This window comes from Pseudomonas sp. LBUM1674, assembly GCF_059695635.1.
This window is the reverse complement of the sequence record NZ_CP166779.1, coordinates 6,326,338-6,345,741: the sequence shown is the minus strand read 5'-3', so window position 1 is coordinate 6,345,741 and position 19,404 is coordinate 6,326,338. Positions and strand designations below refer to the sequence as shown.

The 19,404-nt window shown below is 59.0% G+C and carries 18 protein-coding genes and 1 rRNA gene; 9 read left to right on the top strand and 10 right to left on the bottom strand.

All coding sequences use genetic code 11. From position 1 onward, the window contains the following. Positions 1-80 precede the first annotated feature (80 nt). Positions 81-278, top strand: coding sequence for a heavy-metal-associated domain-containing protein (locus ACA067_RS29100; protein ID WP_497459596.1), 198 nt, complete (start codon positions 81-83; stop codon positions 276-278). A gap of 250 nt (positions 279-528) precedes the next feature. Then, positions 529-1,725: a multidrug effflux MFS transporter gene (locus ACA067_RS29095; RefSeq protein ID WP_497459595.1), complete on the top strand. Its 1,197-nt coding sequence runs from the start codon at positions 529-531 to the stop codon at positions 1,723-1,725. A gap of 6 nt (positions 1,726-1,731) precedes the next feature. Here the strand turns inward: ACA067_RS29095 and ACA067_RS29090 are convergent, their stop codons facing one another. The 3 genes from ACA067_RS29090 to ACA067_RS29080 all read right to left on the bottom strand — a co-directional run bounded on the left by ACA067_RS29090 (position 1,732) and on the right by ACA067_RS29080 (position 3,470). After that, on the bottom strand, positions 1,732-1,902 hold the full coding sequence (locus ACA067_RS29090) for a hypothetical protein (RefSeq protein ID WP_497459594.1): 171 nt from the start codon (positions 1,900-1,902) through the stop codon (positions 1,732-1,734). Between the two features lie 231 nt (positions 1,903-2,133). Further along, the gene (locus tag ACA067_RS29085) at positions 2,134-3,147 is read right to left on the bottom strand and encodes a zinc-binding alcohol dehydrogenase family protein (RefSeq protein ID WP_497459593.1); all 1,014 of its coding nucleotides are present in this window, start codon (positions 3,145-3,147) and stop codon (positions 2,134-2,136) included. 29 nt (positions 3,148-3,176) lie between these two features. Next, entirely contained in the window at positions 3,177-3,470 is a 294-nt protein-coding gene (locus ACA067_RS29080) for a putative quinol monooxygenase (protein ID WP_497459592.1), read from the bottom strand. 119 nt (positions 3,471-3,589) lie between these two features. Between ACA067_RS29080 and vimR the strand changes: the two genes are divergently transcribed. Next, on the top strand, positions 3,590-4,519 hold the full coding sequence (vimR, locus tag ACA067_RS29075) for a transcription regulator VimR (protein WP_497459591.1): 930 nt from the start codon (positions 3,590-3,592) through the stop codon (positions 4,517-4,519). Positions 4,520-4,652: 133 nt separating this feature from the next. Further along, positions 4,653-5,387 (top strand): ArsR/SmtB family transcription factor, encoded by a 735-nt coding sequence (locus ACA067_RS29070; RefSeq protein WP_497459590.1) that lies wholly within the window; start codon positions 4,653-4,655, stop codon positions 5,385-5,387. 144 nt (positions 5,388-5,531) lie between these two features. Here the strand turns inward: ACA067_RS29070 and ACA067_RS29065 are convergent, their stop codons facing one another. Next, positions 5,532-6,485: an adenosine deaminase gene (locus ACA067_RS29065; RefSeq protein WP_064679941.1), complete on the bottom strand. Its 954-nt coding sequence runs from the start codon at positions 6,483-6,485 to the stop codon at positions 5,532-5,534. A 365-nt stretch (positions 6,486-6,850) separates the two neighbouring features. On the opposite strand from ACA067_RS29065, the gene ACA067_RS29060 reads away from it, so the two are divergent. Further along, the gene (locus ACA067_RS29060) at positions 6,851-7,939 is read left to right on the top strand and encodes a calcium:cation antiporter (protein ID WP_497459589.1); all 1,089 of its coding nucleotides are present in this window, start codon (positions 6,851-6,853) and stop codon (positions 7,937-7,939) included. A gap of 142 nt (positions 7,940-8,081) precedes the next feature. Here the strand turns inward: ACA067_RS29060 and ACA067_RS29055 are convergent, their stop codons facing one another. The 3 genes from ACA067_RS29055 to ACA067_RS29045 form a co-directional block, all read right to left on the bottom strand. Further along, entirely contained in the window at positions 8,082-9,440 is a 1,359-nt protein-coding gene (locus ACA067_RS29055; protein ID WP_497459588.1) for an 8-oxoguanine deaminase, read from the bottom strand. 252 nt (positions 9,441-9,692) lie between these two features. Continuing rightward, entirely contained in the window at positions 9,693-10,379 is a 687-nt protein-coding gene (locus ACA067_RS29050; protein ID WP_497459587.1) for an SDR family oxidoreductase, read from the bottom strand. A gap of 25 nt (positions 10,380-10,404) precedes the next feature. Continuing rightward, positions 10,405-10,755, bottom strand: coding sequence for a MerR family transcriptional regulator (locus ACA067_RS29045; RefSeq protein WP_497462864.1), 351 nt, complete (start codon positions 10,753-10,755; stop codon positions 10,405-10,407). 82 nt (positions 10,756-10,837) lie between these two features. Here ACA067_RS29045 and ACA067_RS29040 point away from each other — a divergent pair, with 82 nt between their 5' ends. Next, positions 10,838-11,260: a hypothetical protein gene (locus tag ACA067_RS29040; RefSeq protein ID WP_497459586.1), complete on the top strand. Its 423-nt coding sequence runs from the start codon at positions 10,838-10,840 to the stop codon at positions 11,258-11,260. Between the two features lie 543 nt (positions 11,261-11,803). Here the strand turns inward: ACA067_RS29040 and ACA067_RS29035 are convergent. The 3 genes from ACA067_RS29035 to ACA067_RS29025 form a co-directional block, all read right to left on the bottom strand. Continuing rightward, a complete protein-coding gene (locus ACA067_RS29035; RefSeq protein WP_497459585.1) occupies positions 11,804-12,385 on the bottom strand; it encodes an IMPACT family protein in 582 nt (193 codons plus the stop codon). 6 nt (positions 12,386-12,391) lie between these two features. Continuing rightward, positions 12,392-13,042 carry a TetR/AcrR family transcriptional regulator gene (locus ACA067_RS29030; RefSeq protein ID WP_497459584.1) on the bottom strand — a complete coding sequence of 217 codons (651 nt, stop codon included), beginning with the start codon at positions 13,040-13,042 and terminating at the stop codon, positions 12,392-12,394. A 97-nt stretch (positions 13,043-13,139) separates the two neighbouring features. Beyond that, positions 13,140-14,060, bottom strand: coding sequence for a LysR family transcriptional regulator (locus tag ACA067_RS29025; protein WP_064679855.1), 921 nt, complete (start codon positions 14,058-14,060; stop codon positions 13,140-13,142). A gap of 139 nt (positions 14,061-14,199) precedes the next feature. On the opposite strand from ACA067_RS29025, the gene aptA reads away from it, so the two are divergent. The 3 genes from aptA to ACA067_RS29010 all read left to right on the top strand — a co-directional run bounded on the left by aptA (position 14,200) and on the right by ACA067_RS29010 (position 19,390). Then, positions 14,200-15,549, top strand: a complete 1,350-nt coding sequence (gene aptA / locus ACA067_RS29020; RefSeq protein ID WP_497459583.1) for an omega-aminotransferase AptA — start codon at positions 14,200-14,202, stop codon at positions 15,547-15,549. A 176-nt stretch (positions 15,550-15,725) separates the two neighbouring features. Continuing rightward, the gene (locus ACA067_RS29015; RefSeq protein WP_497459582.1) at positions 15,726-17,219 is read left to right on the top strand and encodes a CoA-acylating methylmalonate-semialdehyde dehydrogenase; all 1,494 of its coding nucleotides are present in this window, start codon (positions 15,726-15,728) and stop codon (positions 17,217-17,219) included. 634 nt (positions 17,220-17,853) lie between these two features. Further along, positions 17,854-19,390: ribosomal RNA gene (locus ACA067_RS29010) — 16S ribosomal RNA — on the top strand. Positions 19,391-19,404: the final 14 nt, after the last annotated feature.

Below are 19,404 nucleotides of genomic sequence, written 5' to 3'. Positions count from 1 at the left end.
CCCGGCAGTTTGCTGCAGAACTTGACCTTGCCATGGTGTCAAGCTCCAGACTGCTCGCAATCCACTCAAGGAGTCCTCCCATGCAAGTGTTCAACGTTCAAGGCATGTCCTGCGGTCACTGTGTCAAAGCCATCACTCAGGCGCTGCAAGCGAAGGATCCGGCGGCTAGCGTACGGGTCGATCTGGCGGCGAAAGAAGTCGGGGTCGAGAGTGCGTTGACGACGGACCAAGTGATCGCGCTGATGACCGAAGAAGGCTTCGAAGCGAAAGTCGCCTGAGATCAAGCGCAATCCCCTGTAGGAGCTGGCTTGTCGGATCGCCGCACCGCAGCGAAGAGGCCATAACATTCAACATGCGTGTTGGCAGTTACGCCGCCTTCGCTGCGGTGCGGCGATCCGACAAGCCAGCTCCTACAGGGGCATCCGCATTCATCGAGTGATTTTTAATAGTTAGCGACCTAACAGAATGTTCAAGGGGTCCATGCGCGGCTAGACTGTGGGGCTGCCGACCTGTCCCACTGGATGCCTGATGAACTTTCGTACCATTTTGATTCTTGGCGCCCTCAGCGCCTTCGGCCCGCTGGCGATCGATTTCTATTTGCCGGCCTTCCCGGCGATGGCGCTCGCGTTTGGCACCGATGAACAGCACGTTCAAATGACCCTGGCGGCCTATTTTCTCGGCTTGTCTATCGGTCAACTGGCCTATGGACCGGTGGCGGATCGCTTCGGGCGACGCATCCCCTTGCTGACCGGTGTCGGCTTGTTCACCGCTGCCTCCCTGGCCTGCGCGTTCGCGCCGAACCTGGAATGGCTGATCGGTGCGCGTTTCATTCAGGCCCTGGGTGGTTGCGCGGGGATGGTGATTGCCCGCGCAGTGGTCAGCGATAAATGCGATGCGGTGGGTTCGGCGAAGGTCTTTTCGCAACTGATGCTGGTGATGGGCCTGGCACCCATTCTGGCGCCAATGCTGGGTGGGCTGTTGATCAACACCACAGGCTGGCAGTCGATCTTTCTCGTGCTGACCTGTTTCAGTGCCCTGGTGGGACTGGCCGTCGCCCTCGGGCTGCCGGAAAGCATGCCCGCCCATGTGCCACGCCAACCGTTATCGGGGGCGCTGCGTCAGTACGCTCGGCTGTTGGCGGATCCAGTGTTTCTCGGCCACGCCCTGACAGGTGGCATCGCCATCGCCGGGATGTTTGCCTACATTGCCGGTTCACCCTTTGTGTTTATCAAACTTTATGGCGTTCCGGCCGAGCATTTCGGCTGGCTGTTCGGCACCAATGCGGCAGGATTCATCCTGGTGGCGCAGGTCAATGCACGCATGCTGGCCAAGCGTGGCCCGGCGTTTCTGCTGACCCGCACGGTCTGGATCTATGTCGGTGCCGGCCTGGTGCTGCTCGCCGTCACTTCGATGCACACCGCGCAGTTGTGGCCGCTGCTGATTCCACTGTTTATCTGCATCGCCAGCCTGGGTTGCATCCTGCCCAACGCCTCGGCCTGTGCCATGAACGGGCAGGGTGCCCGGGCCGGCAGTGCGTCGGCGATGCTCGGTTGCCTGCAATTCAGCGTCGCCGCCGGCGCTGCGGCGTTGGTGGGTGTTTTACACGATGGCAGCGCCGTGCCGATGGCCATGGTCATCAGTCTGTGCGGGATTCTGGTGGTGAGCGTGGCGATGCTCACCCGACGTTTGCAAAATGCCCGGGCACTGGCGCAAGCCCAGGTCTGAGGTCGGTCAGCCAGCCGCGCGCTGCTGCTGGTCGGGAAATTGATGAGGGGCGTGAAGGCGTGCTTCAAGGGTTCGGGTGAAGGCGCGAGCTTCGGCTTCGCTGCGGAAGGTCACGGTAAGTTGGTCCAGGCGGACCTGCCACTGGGATTTTGCCAATTCTTTTATCAGGATCTTCATTGCTGACCTCCTTTATGTAAAAGATTGCTTTGCAGTGGCCACGATTGTAGACCCGAATACGGTCGCAATTGTGACAACGGTCAACTCTCGGACTGACGGTTTGAGCGCGAAGGACCGCGGCCTGCGGCCGCTCCTGCATCGATCGATGTGTATCCGAATATTTCGGATGTTCACAGATCCTGTAGGAGCTACCGCAGGCTGCGATCTTTTGATTTTCAGGTTTTTAGATCTTCAGAACCCTTCAAGCACAATCTTTCCCCTTGATTTACCGCTTTCCAGCAGCTCATGGGCGCGACGCAGATTGGCCGCGTTGATCGTACCGAAGTGCTCTCCTACCGTGGTTTTCAGCGTCCCGGCGTCGATCAGCTGCGCGACGCGATTGAGCAGTTCATGTTGCTCGATCATGTCCGCGGTCTCGAACAGCGAGCGGGTGTACATGAACTCCCAGTGCAGCGACAGGCTCTTGCGCTTGAGCTTGGTCACGTCGAGGGCCTTCGGATCATCGATCAGCGCCAGTTTGCCTTGTGGCGCCAGCGCCTCGATCAGTTGATCCAGGTGATGGTCAGTCTGGGTCAGGCTGGCAACATGGGTGACATGCTCGATGCCGGCACGTTTGAGTTCTTCGCTCAGCGGCTGACTGTGATCGATGACCAGATCGGCGCCCAGCTCGCTGACCCAGCTTCGGGTTTGCGGGCGGGAGGCGGTGCCGATGACTTTCAGCCCGGTAAGCTGGCTGGCCAGTTGAGTCAGGATCGACCCCACTCCGCCGGCCGCCCCGACGATCAACAGGCTCTGACCTTCATCGGTCTGGCCTTCGTGCACTTGCAAGCGTTCGAACAGCAGTTCCCAGGCGGTAATGGCGGTCAACGGCAGGGCGGCGGCTTCGGCGAAATCCAGGGCTTCGGGCATATGGCCGACAATCCGCTCATCCACCACGTGCAGCTCACTGTTGCCGCCAGCTCGAGCGATGGACCCGGCATAGAACACCTTGTCGCCCGCCTTGAACAAGGTCACTTCACTGCCGACGGCCTTGACCACACCGGCCACGTCCCAGCCCAGCACTTTCGCCATGCCAGCTTCCGGCTGGACGTTCTGGCGGACTTTGGTATCGACCGGGTTGACCGAGATGGCTTTGACTTCCACCAAAAGGTCACGCGGACCGGCAACCGGTTCCGGCAGTTCGATGTCCTGCAGGGATGTCTCGTCGCTGATCGGCAGGGAGGTGTAATAAGCAATGGCTTTCATGGAGGACTCCGAAAATTGATAACAGAACGTCAGGCCAGGGTGCGCAGGCGCTTGAGTTCGAAGTGTTCGAGGAAATCGCCGGCCCTGGCCCGAAAATTCTGGATATGCGCGCTGGCGTCATGGGCTTGCAGGGCCTCGTCGCTGCTCCACTGTTCGATCATGTAGAAGGCCAGCGGATTGGCGAGGTCCTGATGCAGGTCGTATTGACCGCAACCGGCCTCGGCACGGGTGGGTTCCAGCAGCGCACGTAAGTGCTGTTCGAGGGCGTCCTGTTTGTCGATTTTGGCGATCAGGGTGGCAATGGCGGTGAACGGCTGGGACATATTCGACTCCGGGAGAGGGGGTTGATTTCGATGGGCAGATGATTGGCTATTTCTGCGCAATATAAAACCCGCTACAAGAGCAGTCTCTTTCAATATTTTTTTGATAATCGAGGCTGGAAATGCTGCGTTTCGATGACTTGCAATTGTTCGTCCGGGCAGCGGACCTGGGCAGTTTGTCGGCGGCGGCGCGAGGAATGGACATGTCCGCTGCGGTGGCCAGCGCGGCGTTGAAGCGTATTGAACAGCAACTCGGCGCCCGTTTGCTTGCCCGTTCAACGCGCAGCCTGCGCCTGACCGCCGAGGGAGAGGGGTTTCTCGAATACGCCCGGGCGGCGTTGAGCAATCTCGACGAGGGGCGCCGGTTATTGGCCAGCAGTCAGGATCAGGTCAGTGGGATCCTGCAGCTGTCGGCGCCTTCGGATTTCGGTCGAAACCTGCTGCTACCGTGGCTCGACGAGTTTCAGCGCGAGCATCCCGGACTCACGGTGCGCCTGCTACTGGGGGACCGCATCGCCGACCTGTTCCGCCAACCGGTGGACATTGCCCTCAGGTACGGCGAGCCGGAAGACTCGAGCCTGGTGGCGCTGCCCATCGCCCCGCAGAATCGCCGCGTTCTTTGCGCCGCCCCGAGTTACCTGGCCCGGCAGGGTGAGCCACGACAGCTTGAGCAATTGGCGCAACACAATTGCCTGCTGTTCATGCTCGGCAGCCGGGTCCACGATCACTGGAGTTTTCATGACGGCAAACGCGAGGTCAGCCTGACGGTCAGCGGTGATCGCTTCAGCGATGATGCCGATGTGGTGCGACTGTGGGCTGTCGCGGGTGCCGGAATCGCCTACAAATCCTGGCTCGATGTCGCCCCCGACGTGCTGGCCGGTCGGTTAAAGGTGCTGATGCCGGAGCTGCAATGTGAGCGCGCACCACTGAATCTGCTGTGCGCCCATCGCGCGCAATTGAGTAAACCGGTGAACCTGTTGCGGGAAATGCTCGTCAGCCGCTGCGCCAGTTCAAGTAGTCAATTTCCGACGTTCTCGGGCGAAGGTCATTAGTCGCAGGAAAATAGCGAAATTTCCCTCAGGAACTATCACCACCGATGGGTTACGCAGGGCAGGATCCAGCGGTCAACCCGCTTATACTATGCCATTGAGCAGTAGACGAAACGATTCAACAGGGAGTGAATACATGGAACATGCACCTTGCATCAGCCACATCGCCACGTTGCTGGCTGACCCAAAGCGCAGCGCAATGATGTGGGCTTTGATGGATGGCACGGCGCGACAATCCGAAGAGCTGGCGTTGCTGGCCGGCGTGTCACCGTCTTCGGCCAGTGCACACCTGGGACGTCTGTCCGCCGGTGGTCTGTTGAACGTTGAAATCCGCGGCCGAAAGCGGTTCTTTCGGCTTGCCGCACCCGAAGTCGCTGCTGCGATAGAAGCATTGGCCAGTGCAACGATTGCCAGCACGCCACGGGACATCCCGGATATTTTCAAACGCAATACACCCCTCTCCAAGACTCAGGCAGCGCCTTCGCCATTGTTGCGCGCCAGGCTGTGCAACGATCATTTGGGCGGCACTTTGGCCGCCGACCTCTACCAGCGTCTGCTGAATGCGGGCTGGATCGAACAGTTCGAACAGCGGGTGTCGATCACTCACAAGGGCGCCACGCAACTGGCGAAACGCGGAGTGTTCGTCCAGGCGCTGGCGAACAGCACCAGCAGAGCCGCCTGCGCTTGTCCTGACTGGAGCGAAAGACGTCCACACATGGGCGGTTCACTGGGCGCGGCGTTGCTGCAACTGTTCATGCAGTCTGGCTGGATGGGTGTGTCCAATGATTCGCCAGCCGTGCAAATCACCGCCGCGGGGCAGCGGGAAATTCATCGTTTTGCCAAGGAGACCGAGCTGCAAGTGGTGCCTTAGGGCGAGCGGCGTCAGGGGCTTGGGATTCCCCGCATCCCCTGTAGGAGCTGGCTTGCCAGCGAATAGGCCATCACATTCAGCATTGATGTTGAATGTGAGTCCGCTTTCGCTGGCAAGCCAGCTCCTACAGGGGGGCGGTGATGCTTATGGCTTGACCAACCGCGCATCCAGGCTGTTCTGCGCCAATCGCCTGGCCTGATCCTGGGTCATGCCCAGATCGGTATACAGGGCATGGAAGTTTTCGGTCACATACCCACCGAAGTACGCCGGGTCATCCGAGTTCACGGTCACTTTCACGCCGCGTTCCAGCATGTCGAGAATGTTGTGTTGGGACATGTGGTCGAACACGCAAAGCTTGGTGTTCGATAACGGGCACACGGTCAACGGAATCTGTTCGTCGATGATCCGCTGCATCAAACGCTCGTCTTCGATGGCGCGCACACCATGGTCGATGCGCTGAATCTTCAGCAGGTCCAGAGCCTCCCAGATGTACTCCGGCGGACCTTCTTCACCGGCGTGGGCGACCGTCAGGAAACCTTCGTGGCGGGCCCGATCGAACACGCGCTGGAACTTGCTCGGCGGATGACCCATTTCCGAGCTGTCCAGGCCAACGGCAACAAACGCATCGCGGAACGGCAGCGCCTGATCGAGGGTTTTCTCGGCTTGTTCTTCACTCAAGTGGCGCAGGAAGCTCAGGATCAAGCCGCTGGTGATGCCCAGTTGCTGCTCGCCATCCTTGAGCGCGCTGGCGATGCCGTTGAGCACCACTTCGAACGGCACGCCACGGTCGGTGTGGGTCTGTGGGTCGAAGAACGGTTCGGTGTGAATCACGTTCTGCGCCTTGCACCGCAACAGATAGGCCCAAGTCAGGTCGTAGAAATCCTGAGAAGTGCGCAGCACGTCGGCGCCCTGGTAATACAGGTCGAGAAACTCTTGCAGATTGTTGAAAGCGTACGCCTTGCGCAGGGTTTCGACATCGCTCCACGGCAGGGCGATCTTGTTGCGTTCGGCGAGGGCGAACAGCAGCTCAGGCTCCAGCGAGCCTTCCAGGTGCAGGTGCAGTTCTGCCTTGGGCAGGGCGTTCAGCCAGTCGTACATAGTCTTTTCTCATCAGGTGCAGATGGCGAGCATTCTACAGGTGCTCGTGGAAACATTTGGCAAAACCTGACCAGGCGGTTCATCGCAGCGCCGCCTGTTTCCGTCGATTGACGTAGGTATCGAAGAAGCGCAAAACCGCGTGACGGCCGTCGCGAGCAAGCCGGTCTCGCTCCCACAACAGCAGCGCAGTCCCTGTGGGAGCGAGACCGGCTTGCCGGCGAATAGCCCCGAAAGGCCAACAAAAGTGCATGGCCTGGCGCGGTTGCCATCCACGGGTGCGCTAAGGTGTAACGAAACGTTAGCGTCGCTCCGCAGTCAGTAGCTCAGCACATTGATTGCGCCTCACACGGCAAAAAAGGCCCGCAATGCTCACACTCATCAAGCAAGAAAAGTTTCTGCTGCTGGCCCTGATCGCTGCCTTCGTCGCCTATCCGCTGGAGCACTGGATGTTGCACAGCGGCCAGCCCATCGCGCTGACCGGCGGCCTGGTGCTGGTCGCGTTCATTGTCATCGCCTCCATGCGCGTCGCCCATCACGCCGAACTGCTCGCCGAAAAAGTTGGCGATCCCTACGGCACGATGATCCTGACCCTGGCCGCGGTACTGGTGGAAGTGGTGATCCTGGCGATCATGATGAGCAATGAAGCATCACCGACCCTGGTGCGCGACACGATCTATTGCGCGGTGATGCTCGACATCAACGGCATCCTCGGCCTGGCCGCGTTGATGGGCGGGATCAAGCATGGCGAACAGTCCTACAACGACGACTCGGCGCGCAGCTACAGCGTGATGATCCTCACCGCCATGGGCGTGTCCATGGTAGTACCGGAGTTCATCCCAGAGGCGAACTGGAAACTCTATTCGGCCTTCACCATCGGTGCGATGGTCGTGCTCTACACCCTGTTCCTGCGCATGCAGGTCGGGCCGCATAGCTATTTCTTCAGCTACAGCTATCCGCAAAAGCGTCGCAAGAAGGAACCGACTGCAGAGCCGGAGCCGATCAATCTGGCATTGAGCATCGGGACGTTGGTGTTCGGTGTGGTGGTGATCGGCGCACTGGCCGAAGTGATGTCCAAGACCCTCGACCTGGGGCTGGAAGGTTCGGGCGCACCGCCGGTGATGACGGCGATCCTGGTGGCGGCGATTTCCGCGGCTCCGGAAATTCTGACGGCGTTGCGCGCGGCGCTGGCCAACCGCATGCAGTCGGTGGTCAACATCGCCATGGGTGCGTCGCTGTCGACGGTGATCCTGACGGTGCCGGTGATGGAAGCAATGGCGCTCTACACGGGCCAGCCATTCCAGATGGCGATGACCCCGGTGCAGACCGTAATGGTCTTCCTCACCCTGATCGTCAGCGCGATCAACCTCAACGATGGCGAAACCAATGCCATCGAAGGGATGACCCACTTTGTATTGTTCGCGACGTTCATCATGTTGTCGTTGCTCGGCCTCTGAACACATCACATAACCAATGTGGGAGCGAGCTTGCTCGCGAAGAGGCCGGTACATCCACCGTATCTTCTGCGGCAGGTACACCGTCTTCGCGGGCAAGTCGAATCGTCGCACCGCCGCTCCCACAGTTTTGTCAGGTGTTGAATCAGACGCTGGCGATCAGTTGCCGGGCCGCCTGGCTGTGATCCGCAATCAATCCTTTCAGATCCAACCCCTCAACCTGCCCATCAATCACCCGCCACCTGCCACCGACCATCACCCGATCCGCCCGATCCGCGCCGCACAGCAACAACGCAGAAACCGGATCATGACTGCCGGAGAAGCGCAGTTCATCGAGCTTGAACAGTGCCAGATCCGCCTGCTTGCCCACCGCCAGTTCGCCGATGTCCGTGCGCCCGAGCAACTGCGCCGAGCCCTTGGTGGCCCATCCCAGCACCAATTGCGGAGTGATCTTTTCCGCGCCATAACGCAACCGCTGGATATACAGCGCCTGACGGGTTTCGAGCATCATGTTCGAGGCATCGTTGGAGGCCGAACCGTCCACGCCCAGGCCGAGCAAGGCGCCGGCAGCGGTCAGGTCCAGTGTCGGGCAGATGCCGGAAGCCAGGCGCATGTTCGAACTCGGGCAATGGCAAATCCCGGTGCCCGCCGCGCCGAGACGGGCGATTTCATCCGGGTTGAAATGGATACCGTGCGCTAGCCAGGTACGCGGGCCGAGCCAGCCGACGCTGTCCAGATAGTCCACGGTGCGCAGGCCGAAACGCTGCAGGCAGAAGTCTTCTTCGTCGAGGGTTTCCGCCAGGTGAGTATGCAGGCGCACGTCGAGTTTATTGGCCAGGTCGGCGCTGGCGGACATGATTTGCGGGGTCACCGAAAACGGCGAGCAGGGCGCCAGCGCGATCTGGATGTGTGCGCCGTCACCCCGTTCGTGGTACTCGGCGATCAGGCGTTGGCTGTCGGCCAGGATCACTTCGCCTTCCTGCACGGTCTGTTGCGGCGGCAGCCCCCCATCGGCTTCGCCGAGGCTCATGGAACCGCGAGTGAGCATGGCGCGCATGCCCAGTTCGCGAACGCTCTCGACTTGCACGTCGATCGCATTTTCCAGGCCTTGCGGAAACAGATAATGGTGATCGGCAGCGGTGGTGCAGCCGGACAGCAGCAGCTCGGCCAACGCGACTTTACTGGCGAGGGCGAGTTTTTCAGGGGTGAGGCGCGCCCAGACCGGATACAGGGTTTTCAGCCACGGGAACAACGGCTGATTGACCACCGGCGCCCAGGCGCGGGTGAGGGTTTGGTAGAAGTGGTGATGGGTGTTGATCAGCCCCGGCAGGATCACATGCTCGCGGGCATCGAACACTTGTCCACAGGGCGTGGAAGGTTGCTGGCCAGCGGCGAGTACTTCGACGATCAAACCGTCTTGCAGCACCAGACCGCCACGGGCATCGAGGTCATTGGCCGTGAAGGTCGCGAGGGGATTTTTTAACCAGGTACGGGTCGCAGGCATAGTGGCCGGCTCCTCTGAAAGTTGGGTTCAGGGTTGCCAGCTCAGTGTTGCCCTGTCTGCTGATCCAGGGTCGTCGCGGGGGACGAGGTGCGCAGTTTCGAACAAAACTGCGCTGCGGGCAAGCCCACCCCGACCAGGCGACGAATGACCCCCTGTAGGAGCTGGCTTGCCAGCGAAGGTGTGTCAGCTACATTGATGTCGACTGACACACCATCGCTGGCAAGCCAGCTCCTACAGGGGGGACGGCTGTGTTTACCAGGGAATGGTTTCACCCCGGTAATTCACAAAATGATGCCCGCCCTTACCGGTGTACGCGTTGACCTGATCAACCAGACCGCGCGTGCTGGTTTGCACATCGATGTCAGCACCTTCACCGCCCATATCGGTTTTCACCCAGCCTGGATGCAGCGACAACACCGTGAGTTTCTGCTCGCCCAACTGCGTCACTAAGCTGTTGGTCATGGAGTTCAGCGCCGCCTTGCTGGCCTTGTACAACGCCAGTTCCGGCGCGTCAGGCATGGTCACGCTGCCGAGCACCGAACTCATGAATGCCAGCACGCCGGTCTCTGGACGGATCTGCCCGGCGAAGCGCTGGGCCAGATTGATCGGGGCCACCGCGTTGGTGAAGAACAGCTGGCCGACTTCGGCCAGCGTCGCGCCACCCGGTGTTTGAACGTCCGGCCCCTTGACCCCGGCATTGACGAACAACAGGTCGAACACTTCATCCTTGAGCTGTTGGCTCAGGGCGATCACCGCCTGTTGATCGTCCATGTCGAGTTTTTCGATCCGCACCGCGCCCAACGCCCGCAAGGCATCGGCGTTCTGTGGATTGCGCACGGTGGCGGTGACTTGCCAGCCATCCGCCAGCAGGGTCTTCACCAGGCCGAGGCCCAAGCCCCGGGAGGCACCGATGATGAGTGCGGTTTTTGCCGTAGACATGAGTGGTTTCCTTGATAAATGAAGATCACGGATTTAAAGGACAATGCTGCCCGATACGTTGCTGCAACTCCTGGCGCAACACATCAAGTTCGGCCATGCGGGTTTCGATCAGCTTGAGCTTGTCTTGCAGCAGTTGCGTGACGGCGCGGTCCGGATCGGGCGACTGCCACAGGGCGGCGACGCTGTTGCCGATTTCGCCCAGGGTAAAGCCCAGCCGTTGAGCGGTCTTGATGTACAGCACCAGTTGCACCATGTCCGCCGGGTAGTCGCGATACCCGTTGGCACTGCGTTGCGCCGCGATCAATCCGCGCTGCTCGTAGAAGCGCAGCGTGTCGCGGCTGACGGCGCTGGCCTGGGCTAATTCACCGATGCGCATCATGACGTCTCGAAGGGGCTTGACCCTGGAGCATACTCCAGGCTTTAGCCTGGTTGCTCCCTGAATTTATGGAGCAATGCCGATGTGGACTTCAACGCAATATCGTCAATTGGTGCGCGGCAGTGCGTGGTACGACCTGATCGTCACGGCGGCGTTTGTCACGCCCTGGGGTTTCGCGGCGTTGCATGGGGTGTTGTCGGGTTTGAGTCAGGCGTTGGATCTGCCTGGAGCGTTGCCGTCGTTCGCGCCGATGCACATGCTGATGGCCAATCTGTTGGGGTCGATTGTGTGCGTGTGGGCGGTGCTGCGGATTCGCGATCCGCAGCAGGTGTATGGGCGGTATGACGCGGTGGGGCGATTCCTGTTTGCCACCTGGCAGCTCTATGCCTTGCTCCATGGCGCCACTTCGTTGTTGGTGATTTTCCTGTTCTTCGAATTAGCGTGGGGCGTTGCTCAAGTGTTGCCGGTTCGGGCGTCATCGCGGGCAAGCCCGCTCCCACAGTAATCCCGAGTAAACAAAGAATTTTTGATAGACGCAAAAACTTGTGGGAGCGGGCTTGCCCGCGATGAGGCCCTCGAAGTCTGCGCTAATGCCCGCGCAGACCAAGGTGTTGAAATCGGAACCTTGCTCTATGTCGATCCGGGCCAGGCACTGTTTAAGGGCAAAACCCTTGATCAAGCTCCGGTTTTGCTCAGGTGCTCTGGTCAAAAAACGAGCAGCCGCAACCAGCCCATGCCGGATGTGGGGCGGCGACAGTCATGAACGGGTTATCCACAGATTGCTCCACAGTATTTGTGCGCAAGCTCCAGGCTCGGGCATAAGCAAAGTGCGGCTTTGTCCTAAAGGTGATAAACCTCGCTAACTAATTGTTTTTACATGGATTTAGCTTTTTTGATGGCGCATTGGACAAAAAGTATACAAAGGCCGCAAAGCCGCATGACAGAAGGGTTACAGCCGGATGTGCTCAGGTTATCCACAGGCGGGTGCACAGCAGATGTGGGCAAGTACATCGCTGTGACGAACGGGCAGTGAACGTTGTTGGTGCGATTAGTGCTGCAACAGAATGCGTCCGCGACTCAGGTCAGCCAGTTGCGATTGCAGGGTGTCGATCCGGGCCTCGCCAACGGCCAGTTGCAACTCGACCCCATTGGCCGTGAAGTTTTCCTCCACAATCAACCCGCCTGCCTCGGCTACCCGAAGTTTTACCAATGCCAATTCGGCAAACGCACAGGCACAACTCACCGGCACCCGACTGATCAACTCGACTTTCGGCGCCGCTTGCAGGCACTTGTTGGCACCGCCGCCGTACGCCCGGGCGAGGCCACCGGTGCCCAGTTGAATACCGCCGTACCAACGGATCACCAGCACCGCGACCTGATCGCAATCCTGGGCTTCGATCGCCGCCAGAATCGGCCGCCCGGCGGTGCCGCCAGGTTCGCCATCGTCGGTGCTGCGGTATTGATCGCCCAGCTTCCACGCCCAGCAGTTGTGCGTGGCATTCAAGTCGCTGTGCTGCTCGATGAACGCCTGGGCGTCAGCCGGGCTGCCGATGGGCGCGGCAAAGGTGATGAAGCGGCTTTTGCGAATCTCTTCGCGGTACTCGCAAAAACCGCTGAGGGTAAAAGGCATAGGGACTTAAATGGCAGGTGAGAGGCCGCAGCCTTTGAGGATGATGCGGATCAGGTTGTTACCGGCATCGTCCATGTCTTGTTTGGTCAGTTTGGTGCGCCCGGTGACGCGGCAAATCTGCGTGGCGAAATCGGCATAATGCTGAGTGCTGCCCCACAACAAAAAGATCAGATGCACGGGGTCGACCGGGTCCATTTTACCGGCGTCGATCCACGCCTGGAATACACCCGCTCGGCCCTGGAACCAGGCCCGGTAATCCTGGTTGAAATATTCGGTCAGGCATTGGCCACCGCTGATCACTTCCATGGCGAAGACCCGCGAAGCTTGTGGCTGACGACGGGAGAACTCCATCTTGGCGCGGATATACCGCGTCAGCGCTTCAGCCGGATCGTCCTCGGCCGTCAGGGTGTTGAAGGTGCTGTCCCACAGTTCGATGATATTGCTCAGCACCGCCACGTACAAACCGAGTTTGTTAGTGAAGTAGTAATGCAGGTTCGCTTTGGGCAGCCCGGCATTCAGGGCGATGGTGTTCATGCTCGTGCCTTTGAACCCGTGACGGGCAAACTCGTCTTCGGCAGCTTTGATGATGGTCTCTTCGTTCTTCTGGCGAATGCGGCTGGCGGGTTTGCCACCGTGGGCTGGGACGTCAAAGGTCATAGGCACTTCCGAACAGGTGGGTGGGTGCAGCGAATGCGTTGATAGCGCACCCACAGGCTCCAGACAAGTCCCGGGTGCGATAAAAGCCCGGGACGCTTTAACGCGTCGCCGCCAGGCTCTCCAGAAAACTCTCCAGCACCAGATGCGGGCGGCGGCCTTTGCGTGTGACCGACGCCAGGCTCAGGTCATAGAACCGCGCTGTCGGTTTCAGCGCACGCAAGCGACCTTGCTGTACCCAGAGGCTGGCGTAGTGGTCCGGCAAGTATCCGATGTAACGTCCGGTCAGGATCAGGAAGGCCATGCCTTCACGGTCGGACGCGCTGGCGGTGCAATTGAGCGCCTGGTAATGGGCCTGGATCTCGGCCGGTAAACGGAAGGTCGGCGCAATGGCGTCCTGACTGTTGAGACGCTCGTCGTCCAGTTGTTTGTCGTCAACATAAAACAACGGATGACCCACCGCGCAATACAGCAGCGAACGTTCGCTGTAGAGCGGCTGATATTCCAGGCCCGACAGCGCACTGGCCTGCGGCACCACGCCGACATGCAAGCGACCGTCGAGTACGCCTTGTTCGACTTCGTTGGGCGCGATCATGCGGATCTGAATCTGCACATCCGGGCCCCGTTCCTTCAGTTGCGCCAGGGCGTGGGTGATGCGCATGTGGGGGAGGGTGACCAGGTTGTCGGTCAGGCCGATGGTCAACTCGCCGCGCAAGTGTTGGTGCAGGCCGTTGACTTCGGTGCGGAAACTTTCCAGGGCACTTAACAGCTGCAACGCCGACTGGTAAACCTCGCGACCTTCTTCGGTCAGGGAAAACCCGGCACGCCCGCGTTGGCACAGACGCAGGCCGAGGCGCTGCTCCAGGTCGCTCATCTGCTGGCTGATGGCCGAACGGCCGATCCCCAGCACCGATTCCGCCGCGGAGAAACCGCCGCACTCCACCACACTGCGAAAAATCCGCAGCAGGCGGATATCAAAGTCGCTGACTTGTGCCAACGGATCGGGACGACGACTGCTCATGCTCTAATGACTCAAAGTTTAGTGGAGGACTGACTGAACGTTACAAAAGTTGGATTTCACCGACTTTATCCCCGTGGCAATTTAGCTGCAAGAACGCTTTTGATCTCTATGCCGCTTATTGCCCTGCGAGGTTTTGCTCATGAACTTGCCCGAAAACGCCCCGTCTTCCCTGGCCAGCCAGCTCAAGCTCGATGCTCACTGGATGCCTTACACCGCCAACCGTAATTTTCAGCGCGATCCGCGCCTGATCGTCGGTGCCGAGGGCAGCTGGCTGATCGATGACAAGGGCCGCAGGGTCTACGATTCGCTGTCCGGTCTGTGGACCTGCGGCGCCGGGCACACTCGCAAGGAAATCCAGGACGCGGTCTCCAAGCAGCTGGGCACCCTCGATTATTCGCCAGGCTTCCAGTACGGGCATCCGCTGTCGTTCCAACTGGCCGAGAAAATCACCGACCTGACACCGGGCAACCTGAATCACGTGTTCTTCACTGACTCGGGTTCCGAGTGCGCCGACACCGCGGTGAAGATGGTCCGCGCTTACTGGCGCCTGAAAGGTCAGTCGACCAAGACCAAAATGATCGGTCGTGCCCGTGGTTACCACGGTGTGAACATCGCTGGCACCAGCCTCGGCGGCGTCAACGGCAACCGCAAAATGTTCGGTCAGGCGATGATGGACGTCGATCACCTGCCGCACACCTTGCTGGCGAGCAATGCCTATTCCCGTGGCATGCCGACAGAGGGCGGTATCGCCCTGGCCGATGAACTGCTCAAGCTGATCGAGCTGCACGACGCTTCGAACATCGCGGCAGTGTTCGTAGAACCCATGGCCGGTTCCGCCGGGGTACTGGTTCCGCCACAGGGTTACCTCAAGCGTCTGCGCGAGATCTGTGATCAACACAGCATCCTGTTAGTGTTCGACGAAGTGATCACCGGTTTCGGCCGGACCGGTTCGATGTTCGGCGCCGACAGTTTCGGCGTGACTCCGGACCTGATGTGCATCGCCAAGCAAGTCACCAACGGCGCGATCCCGATGGGCGCGGTGATTGCCAGCTCCGAGATCTACCAGACCTTCATGAACCAGGCGACGCCTGAGTACGCGGTGGAATTCCCCCACGGTTACACCTATTCCGCGCACCCGGTGGCTTGCGCTGCGGGCCTGGCAGCACTCGACCTGCTGCAAAAGGAAAACCTGGTGCAGAGCGTGGCCGAAGTCGCACCGCATTTCGAAAATGCGCTGCACGGCCTGAAGGGTTCGAAGAACATTATCGACATCCGTAACTACGGCCTGGCCGGCGCGATCCAGATCGCACCGCGTGACGGCGATGCCATCGTGCGTCCGTTCGAAGCCGGTATGGCGCTGTGGAAAGCCGGGTTCTACGTACGCTTTGGCGGCGACACCCTGCAGTTCGGCCCAACCTTCAACAGCAAGCCGCAAGACCTTGATCGTCTGTTCGACGCGGTCGGTGAAGTGCTGAACAAAATCGACTGATTTCACACAGCCCCTGTAGGAACAAGCTTGCTCGCGATGGACGTCAACGAAAATGGGGGCTGCCTGGATGAACACGGCGCCCTCGTATCTTTCGCGAGCAAGCTTGCTCCTACAGTAGCCTCTATATACAGGCGTCCTTCGATGGGCGCCTGTGGACAATTTTTCTGGAGCCCTGCATGAGCCTTATCCCGCATTTGATCAATGGCGAACTGGTGACCGAAGACGGTCGCACCGCCGACGTGTTCAACCCGTCCACCGGCCAGGCCATTCACAAGCTGCCATTGGCCAGCCGCGAAACCATTCAGAAAGCCATCGACTCGGCCAAGGCTGCGTTTCCGGCCTGGCGTAATACGCCACCGGCCAAACGTGCTCAGGTGATGTTCCGTTTCAAGCAACTGCTGGAGCAGAACGAAGCGCGCATCGCGCAACTGATCAGCGAAGAACACGGCAAGACACTCGAGGATGCTGCCGGTGAACTGAAGCGTGGCATCGAGAACGTCGAGTTCGCTTGCGCGGCGCCGGAAATCCTCAAGGGTGAATACAGCCGCAACGTCGGCCCGAACATCGATGCCTGGTCGGACTTCCAGCCGTTGGGCGTGGTCGCCGGTATTACGCCATTCAACTTTCCGGCCATGGTGCCGCTGTGGATGTATCCGCTGGCGATCGTCTGTGGCAACTGCTTCATCCTGAAACCGTCCGAGCGTGATCCAAGCTCGACGCTGCTGATCGCTCAGCTGTTGCTGGAAGCCGGTTTGCCTAAAGGCGTTTTGAGCGTAGTGCACGGCGACAAGGCGGCGGTGGATGCGCTGATCGAAGCGCCGGAAGTCAAAGCGCTGAGCTTCGTGGGCTCGACGCCGATTGCCGAGTACATCTATGCCGAAGGCACCAAGCGCGGCAAACGCGTTCAGGCGCTGGGCGGGGCGAAGAACCACGCGGTGCTGATGCCGGATGCGGATCTGGATAACGCCGTCAGCGCACTGATGGGCGCGGCTTACGGTTCCTGCGGTGAGCGGTGCATGGCGATCTCGGTGGCCGTGTGCGTTGGCGACCAGGTGGCGGATGCGTTGGTGGCCAAACTGACGCCGCAGATCAAGGCGCTGAAGATCGGTGCCGGTACGACCTGTGGTCTGGACATGGGGCCGCTGGTTTCCGGTCAGGCTCGTGACAAAGTCAGTGGCTATATAGAAGACGGCGTTTCGGCCGGTGCATCGCTGGCGGTCGATGGTCGAGGTCTGAGTGTGGCCGGTCACGAGGAAGGCTTCTTCCTGGGTGGCTGCCTGTTCGACAACGTCACGCCAGAAATGCGCATCTATAAAGAAGAGATCTTTGGGCCAGTGCTGTGCGTTGTGCGCGTCAACAGCCTGGAAGAGGCCATGCAGCTGATCAACGATCACGAGTATGGCAACGGCACCTGCATCTTTACCCGTGATGGGGAAGCGGCGCGGCTGTTCTGCGATGAGATCGAAGTCGGTATGGTTGGCGTCAACGTACCTTTGCCGGTGCCAGTGGCGTATCACAGCTTTGGTGGCTGGAAGCGTTCGCTGTTCGGCGACTTGCATGCGTATGGTCCGGATGGCGTGCGTTTCTACACCCGTCGCAAGGCCATTACCCAGCGCTGGCCGCAACGGGCGAGCCATGAGGCGTCGCAATTCGCATTCCCTAGCTTGTAAGTAGAAGGGAAGAAGGCCGGCACCCTCTATTGAAGGGGGCCCGGCCTTCGCGTTTTCAGGGGTTTTTGCCTTATATGACAGAATTGTTAAATTAAGTGTTGACGGCAGATTCTGTAGTCTATAATTCGCCCCACTTCCGGCGCAGTCGAAACGGAAAACTCCTTGGTAAACAAAGAGTTACGCAGTTTTCGACAGCGAGTTGCTTCAGTTCATCGAAGCCCAGAAGGAGTTGAAAGAGCGGTGATGTTTGGCTCTTTTGACGGTTCGATCTTCTCGGTCGAAAGCGGAGAAAAAGAGGTGTTGACAGCAGCGAGTAACGCTGTAGAATTCGCCTCCCGCTAACGAGAGATCGGAAGCGCAAGTGGTTGAAGTTGCAAAGGAAACTTTGAAAACTTCTGAAAATAACCGCTTGACAGCAGCAGAGGAAAGCGTAGAATGCGCGCCTCGGTTGAGACGAAAGATCTTAACCAACCGCTCTTTAACAACTGAATCAAGCAATTCGTGTGGGTGCTTGTGGAGTCAGACTGATAGTCAACAAGATTATCAGCATCACAAGTTACTCCGCGAGAAATCAAAGATGTAACCAACGATTGCTGAGCCAAGTTTAGGGTTTCTTAAAAACCCAAAGATGTTTGAACTGAAGAGTTTGATCATGGCTCAGATTGAACGCTGGCGGCAGGCCTAACACATGCAAGTCGAGCGGTAGAGAGAAGCTTGCTTCTCTTGAGAGCGGCGGACGGGTGAGTAATGCCTAGGAATCTGCCTGGTAGTGGGGGATAACGCTCGGAAACGGACGCTAATACCGCATACGTCCTACGGGAGAAAGCAGGGGACCTTCGGGCCTTGCGCTATCAGATGAGCCTAGGTCGGATTAGCTAGTTGGTGAGGTAATGGCTCACCAAGGCGACGATCCGTAACTGGTCTGAGAGGATGATCAGTCACACTGGAACTGAGACACGGTCCAGACTCCTACGGGAGGCAGCAGTGGGGAATATTGGACAATGGGCGAAAGCCTGATCCAGCCATGCCGCGTGTGTGAAGAAGGTCTTCGGATTGTAAAGCACTTTAAGTTGGGAGGAAGGGCAGTTACCTAATACGTTGCTGTCTTGACGTTACCGACAGAATAAGCACCGGCTAACTCTGTGCCAGCAGCCGCGGTAATACAGAGGGTGCAAGCGTTAATCGGAATTACTGGGCGTAAAGCGCGCGTAGGTGGTTTGTTAAGTTGGATGTGAAATCCCCGGGCTCAACCTGGGAACTGCATTCAAAACTGACAAGCTAGAGTATGGTAGAGGGTGGTGGAATTTCCTGTGTAGCGGTGAAATGCGTAGATATAGGAAGGAACACCAGTGGCGAAGGCGACCACCTGGACTGATACTGACACTGAGGTGCGAAAGCGTGGGGAGCAAACAGGATTAGATACCCTGGTAGTCCACGCCGTAAACGATGTCAACTAGCCGTTGGGAGCCTTGAGCTCTTAGTGGCGCAGCTAACGCATTAAGTTGACCGCCTGGGGAGTACGGCCGCAAGGTTAAAACTCAAATGAATTGACGGGGGCCCGCACAAGCGGTGGAGCATGTGGTTTAATTCGAAGCAACGCGAAGAACCTTACCAGGCCTTGACATCCAATGAACTTTCCAGAGATGGATTGGTGCCTTCGGGAACATTGAGACAGGTGCTGCATGGCTGTCGTCAGCTCGTGTCGTGAGATGTTGGGTTAAGTCCCGTAACGAGCGCAACCCTTGTCCTTAGTTACCAGCACGTTATGGTGGGCACTCTAAGGAGACTGCCGGTGACAAACCGGAGGAAGGTGGGGATGACGTCAAGTCATCATGGCCCTTACGGCCTGGGCTACACACGTGCTACAATGGTCGGTACAGAGGGTTGCCAAGCCGCGAGGTGGAGCTAATCCCAGAAAACCGATCGTAGTCCGGATCGCAGTCTGCAACTCGACTGCGTGAAGTCGGAATCGCTAGTAATCGCGAATCAGAATGTCGCGGTGAATACGTTCCCGGGCCTTGTACACACCGCCCGTCACACCATGGGAGTGGGTTGCACCAGAAGTAGCTAGTCTAACCTTCGGGAGGACGGTTACCACGGTGTGATTCATGACTGGGGTGAAGTCGTAACAAGGTAGCCGTAGGGGAACCTGCGGCTGGATCACCTCCTTAATCGACGACATCAG

Excerpts from the sequence above, each read along its gene's own strand:
- ACA067_RS29100 (WP_497459596.1), top strand. The coding sequence starts at position 81 with ATGCAAGTGTTCAACGTTCAAGGCATGTCCTGCGGTCACTGTGTCAAA.
- ACA067_RS29095 (WP_497459595.1), top strand. The coding sequence starts at position 529 with ATGAACTTTCGTACCATTTTGATTCTTGGCGCCCTCAGCGCCTTCGGC.
- ACA067_RS29090 (WP_497459594.1), bottom strand. The coding sequence starts at position 1,902 with ATGAAGATCCTGATAAAAGAATTGGCAAAATCCCAGTGGCAGGTCCGC.
- ACA067_RS29085 (WP_497459593.1), bottom strand. The coding sequence starts at position 3,147 with ATGAAAGCCATTGCTTATTACACCTCCCTGCCGATCAGCGACGAGACA.
- ACA067_RS29080 (WP_497459592.1), bottom strand. The coding sequence starts at position 3,470 with ATGTCCCAGCCGTTCACCGCCATTGCCACCCTGATCGCCAAAATCGAC.
- vimR (WP_497459591.1), top strand. The coding sequence starts at position 3,590 with ATGCTGCGTTTCGATGACTTGCAATTGTTCGTCCGGGCAGCGGACCTG.
- ACA067_RS29070 (WP_497459590.1), top strand. The coding sequence starts at position 4,653 with ATGGAACATGCACCTTGCATCAGCCACATCGCCACGTTGCTGGCTGAC.
- ACA067_RS29065 (WP_064679941.1), bottom strand. The coding sequence starts at position 6,485 with ATGTACGACTGGCTGAACGCCCTGCCCAAGGCAGAACTGCACCTGCAC.
- ACA067_RS29060 (WP_497459589.1), top strand. The coding sequence starts at position 6,851 with ATGCTCACACTCATCAAGCAAGAAAAGTTTCTGCTGCTGGCCCTGATC.
- ACA067_RS29055 (WP_497459588.1), bottom strand. The coding sequence starts at position 9,440 with ATGCCTGCGACCCGTACCTGGTTAAAAAATCCCCTCGCGACCTTCACG.
- ACA067_RS29050 (WP_497459587.1), bottom strand. The coding sequence starts at position 10,379 with ATGTCTACGGCAAAAACCGCACTCATCATCGGTGCCTCCCGGGGCTTG.
- ACA067_RS29045 (WP_497462864.1), bottom strand. The coding sequence starts at position 10,755 with ATGCGCATCGGTGAATTAGCCCAGGCCAGCGCCGTCAGCCGCGACACG.
- ACA067_RS29040 (WP_497459586.1), top strand. The coding sequence starts at position 10,838 with ATGTGGACTTCAACGCAATATCGTCAATTGGTGCGCGGCAGTGCGTGG.
- ACA067_RS29035 (WP_497459585.1), bottom strand. The coding sequence starts at position 12,385 with ATGCCTTTTACCCTCAGCGGTTTTTGCGAGTACCGCGAAGAGATTCGC.
- ACA067_RS29030 (WP_497459584.1), bottom strand. The coding sequence starts at position 13,042 with ATGACCTTTGACGTCCCAGCCCACGGTGGCAAACCCGCCAGCCGCATT.
- ACA067_RS29025 (WP_064679855.1), bottom strand. The coding sequence starts at position 14,060 with ATGAGCAGTCGTCGTCCCGATCCGTTGGCACAAGTCAGCGACTTTGAT.
- aptA (WP_497459583.1), top strand. The coding sequence starts at position 14,200 with ATGAACTTGCCCGAAAACGCCCCGTCTTCCCTGGCCAGCCAGCTCAAG.
- ACA067_RS29015 (WP_497459582.1), top strand. The coding sequence starts at position 15,726 with ATGAGCCTTATCCCGCATTTGATCAATGGCGAACTGGTGACCGAAGAC.